Origin of the sequence: Coleofasciculus sp. FACHB-712 (genome assembly GCF_014695635.1) — a bacterium.
Taxonomy (GTDB): domain Bacteria; phylum Cyanobacteriota; class Cyanobacteriia; order Cyanobacteriales; family FACHB-T130; genus FACHB-T130.
The window spans coordinates 1-3,814 of record NZ_JACJOQ010000479.1 but is presented as its reverse complement, the minus strand read 5'-3'; the positions used below and the strand labels follow the sequence as shown (position 1 = coordinate 3,814).

The 3,814-nt window shown below is 46.0% G+C and carries 5 protein-coding genes; 4 read left to right on the top strand and 1 reads right to left on the bottom strand.

The features are described 5' to 3' along the window. The 4 genes from H6F50_RS15670 to H6F50_RS15655 all read left to right on the top strand — a co-directional run. Positions 1 to 306 (top strand): multicopper oxidase domain-containing protein (locus tag H6F50_RS15670; RefSeq protein WP_190429406.1); only part of this gene is annotated, 306 nt, incomplete at its 5' end. A 96-nt stretch (positions 307 to 402) separates the two neighbouring features. Beyond that, positions 403 to 1,434: a helix-hairpin-helix domain-containing protein gene (locus H6F50_RS15665; protein ID WP_190429407.1), complete on the top strand. Its 1,032-nt coding sequence runs from the start codon at positions 403 to 405 to the stop codon at positions 1,432 to 1,434. Between the two features lie 24 nt (positions 1,435 to 1,458). Beyond that, positions 1,459 to 1,893: a ferritin-like domain-containing protein gene (locus H6F50_RS15660; RefSeq protein WP_190410818.1), complete on the top strand. Its 435-nt coding sequence runs from the start codon at positions 1,459 to 1,461 to the stop codon at positions 1,891 to 1,893. Positions 1,894 to 2,134: 241 nt separating this feature from the next. Continuing rightward, positions 2,135 to 3,103, top strand: coding sequence for an FTR1 family protein (locus H6F50_RS15655; protein WP_190429405.1), 969 nt, complete (start codon positions 2,135 to 2,137; stop codon positions 3,101 to 3,103). Between the two features lie 317 nt (positions 3,104 to 3,420). Here H6F50_RS15655 and H6F50_RS15650 read toward each other — a convergent pair whose 3' ends face one another. Beyond that, positions 3,421 to 3,720, bottom strand: a complete 300-nt coding sequence (locus H6F50_RS15650) for a 30S ribosomal protein PSRP-3 (RefSeq protein ID WP_190410816.1) — start codon at positions 3,718 to 3,720, stop codon at positions 3,421 to 3,423. Between the last annotated feature and the right edge of the window lie 94 nt (positions 3,721 to 3,814).

Below are 3,814 nucleotides of genomic sequence, written 5' to 3'. Positions count from 1 at the left end.
GACTATTACATGATGCACCCGATCCCGATTTACCAGAATCAACTGATTCGCCTATACGTTCTGAACATGATTGAGTTCGATGTAGCGGCGACGTTTCACCTGCACGCCAATATGTTTCAGGTGTATCGCACTGGGCGTACTCTAACTCCCAGCGAAGAAACAGATGTCATCACGATGGGTACCGCTGAGCGGCATATCTTAGAATTTTCCTTCCGGTACCCGGGGAAATATATGTTTCATCCCCATCAGGATGAGATGGCAGAACACGGTTGTATGGGTCAGTTTGAAGTAATGGGTTCCGCTTAGTAGAAATTTTCGCAAAAAGTAGTTGATATAGTTTTGCAACTACTAGATAATAAACCCCGGAATCTGAATAAAAAAATGTCTCAAAACTCTTCAATGATGCCTTCTTTTCGGTCTTTATCTTATACCGTGGCGATCGCTGGTTTAATCGCTCTCACCAGCTGTGGGAATGCCCCAACCACCGACAACACCGCATCCCCAGCAGCGAGTCCCTCGACCGCAGCTTCTTCCCCTGCAAGTACCACAGAAACGGCTGCTCACAATCACAGTAGTGGTAAGCAAATCAACATTAACACGGCTATTCTCTCCGAGTTAGACAAATTAGAAGCAAAATTAGGCATTCCAGCACTGTCTAATAAAATTCAAGCAAGTCGTCCCTACGGCAGTCCTGAGGAATTAGTCACCAAAAAAGTAATTAGCCAGGAGCAATATGACCAAGTGAAAGACATGGTCACGATTCAGGATGTGGTGCTAACTGGGGAAGCCAAAGACGTTGATTATATGACCAAGTTAGGCTTAATGAAAGGTCATCTCTTGGTTGCCAGAGAACTTCTGGATCAACAAAAACCCGACCAAGCCGAACCTCATATTGGACACCCGGTAGAAGAAATCTACGTGGATGTGGAAGACCAACTCAAGGAACGCAACGTTAAAGAATTTAAGACAACTTTGATTGGCCTGCAAGATTTAATAAAGTCCAAACCCAAGGATGCCAGCGTGAAAACGAGTTTCGCTCAGTCCACAGAGGCTGTGGACGCGGCAATTCAGGCTTTACCCGAAACCCAACGCCAGTCTCCAAAATTTGTGCTACAGACGATCAACGGGTTGCTGGATGCGGCGAATGCAGAATATGGAGCCGCGATCGCTAACGGCAAAATCTCCGCTGCGATTGAGTATCAAGACTCGCGGGGGTTTGTTAACTACGCCGACACTTTGTATAAAGGGATCGCCGATAAAATGGTTAAAGAAAATCCGGAAGCCCACAAAGCGATCGCAGACAGCATGACCCAGTTGAAAACTGCTTGGCCCTCCGCCATTCCCCCGGCTGCACCCGTAAAGACTCCGGAGGAAGTAAACCAGCTAATCAAGACAATTGAGAAGAACGCTCAAACTGCGATCGCGAAGAGTTAACCAATCTAGGACATCACCGAAAGCATGAAAGAGCTTGACCAAAAAAAGACTATTGACCTGCTGAACACCATCATGGAATTTGAGCTGGCAGGAGTGGTGCGTTATACCCATTATTCCTTGATGGTAATTGGCCCCAATCGAATTCCGATTGTGGAATTTTTCAAATTGCAGGCAACTGAGTCTCTGACCCATGCCCAACAAGCGGGAGAAATTCTGACAGGTTTAGAGGGACATCCTAGCCTACGAATTGCTCCCATTGAGGAGACTTATAAACATTCGGTGCAGGACATTTTGCGGGAAAGCTTCAATCATGAAAAGAAAGCGCTAGACCTCTATAAAACCTTGCTAGACACGGTTGCAGATGCCAGCATTTACTTGGAAGAATTTGCCCGCACGATGATTGGCACTGAAGAAATGCACACCATAGAAATCAAAAAGATGTTGCGTGACTTTAGCTAATGGGTAATGGGTAAGCAGAGTTTTGAGTTTTAAATGTTGAGCTTTGAGCTAGAAGAAAGTTCTAATTGCGGTTCTCGATTATGTGAGGTACATTCTCAAAACTGAAAAGCTTGATAATCGTGAATTTTGGCGTACCTCACTGGTGCAATAACCGCGATCGCTCAAAACTCAAAACTCAGATGAGATAAACTCTGGCCTCTACAACTTTTTCCCAATTGCTTACTACCAATTACCAATCGTCATGGATTTTAGTTCTGCGCTACCTACCTTTGCGATCACCCTCCGAGAAGGCGTTGAAGCCGCCCTCGTTGTGGGGATCGTGCTGGCTTGCTTGAAAAAAGCCAAGCAGAGTTCCCTGAATCCTTGGGTTTATGCGGGTGTTGGGGCTGGGCTTGCCGCCAGTGCCGTAGTAGGCGTTCTGTTAGCCTGGATAGCTCAAGCGCTCTCGAAATCCAATCAACCCTTTGCACCCGTGCTGGAGCCACTTCTGGAGGGTGTATTTAGTGTAATCGCGATCGCGATGCTCAGCTGGATGCTCATCTGGATGACTCAACAGGCACGCTCGATGAAAGCATCTGTCGAAGGAGCCGTTACATCGGCTCTGAGGCAAAAAGGGGGTTCTGGTTGGGGTATTTTCAGCCTAATTTTCATCGCAGTTCTGCGGGAAGGTTTTGAAACGGTTCTCTTTATCCTTGCCAAATTTCAACAAGGTTTAATTCCAGCTTTGGGTGCCTTGGCTGGCTTAGGAGTTGCTGCTGGGATTGGTGTTGCTTTATTCAAGTGGGGAATTCGGATTAATATCCGCCTATTTTTCCAGGTGATGGGCGTTTTATTGATCCTAGTTGTTGCAGGTTTAGTCGTATCCTCGTTGAGCCATTTTGACTCAGCGATTGCTACATTAGCTCAAATGGATCGGAAGTCAGAAGCTTTGTGTTTCTACTACGAACGGTTTGCTAAAAATCCCTCTTGTATTTTGGGACCAATCGTTTGGAATACGACCCAAATTTTTCCCGATGACAAGTTTCCTGGCCTACTTTTTAGCGCCTTGTTCGGATATACCGATAAGCTCTACGTCGTTCAAGCAGTCAGTTACCTGCTGTTTTTGCTGACTATTGGGGGCATTTATTTCCGCAGTATTACCGGACGCACCAGTGTAGCCGCGGCAAATGGTAAATCGGCACAAAAACCGATTAGCTATCGGCAAGAATAGCGCCAATTGCAAGATTCTAGAGATTGGTATAGAGGTAGTCATAGAAAAACCCGTTTTCTTCTCAGAAAACGGGTTTTTCTATTTTCGGATTGTTTTAGCGACATACCGATTGTCCCACCGCTTCAGGGTGACAGGAACAATACGTCCTTTACAAAAATGAGCGATCGCCAGTTGCTAAGCAGGAAAGTCTAGCCCTAGAAAAGAAATTGCTACCCTCTTTAGTCACATAAAGGTTAGCTTATCTCTCTTGCTCAACTCCGAAGTGCTTTGGCAGCAGGACAAAAGCATTAAACTCTGGCAGATGCACAGGAGAATTCTTAAGCACTACCTGTGAAGGCAACTTCTGGAAATTTTGCCTGAGCATCAGACATAGAACGGCGTTTGCCTTCTTCTTGCCAGTAGTTAATCACTTCTGTCGCTTTGTTGAGCAACGCGACGCGCTCTTGATCGGTAATCCAATGCTTGGCTTCCAACTCATTTTTTAGCTGTTCCCAAGCATCGTTCCGAGGCCAAAAAAAGTAAGATGTCAGAGGGCTGGTGCCTTTGCCTACTACTTGGTCAACCGCTAGTGCTACGTTCTCTTCCAGCCAGAGAACCTTTAAAATAAACCTCGACAATCACACCTCCAGGGAAGTCCCAGGCTTGTTGAATACTGTACAAACGATTATTTTACACCTAGGCGATCGTGGATAGCTATGTGTTTGCTCATCG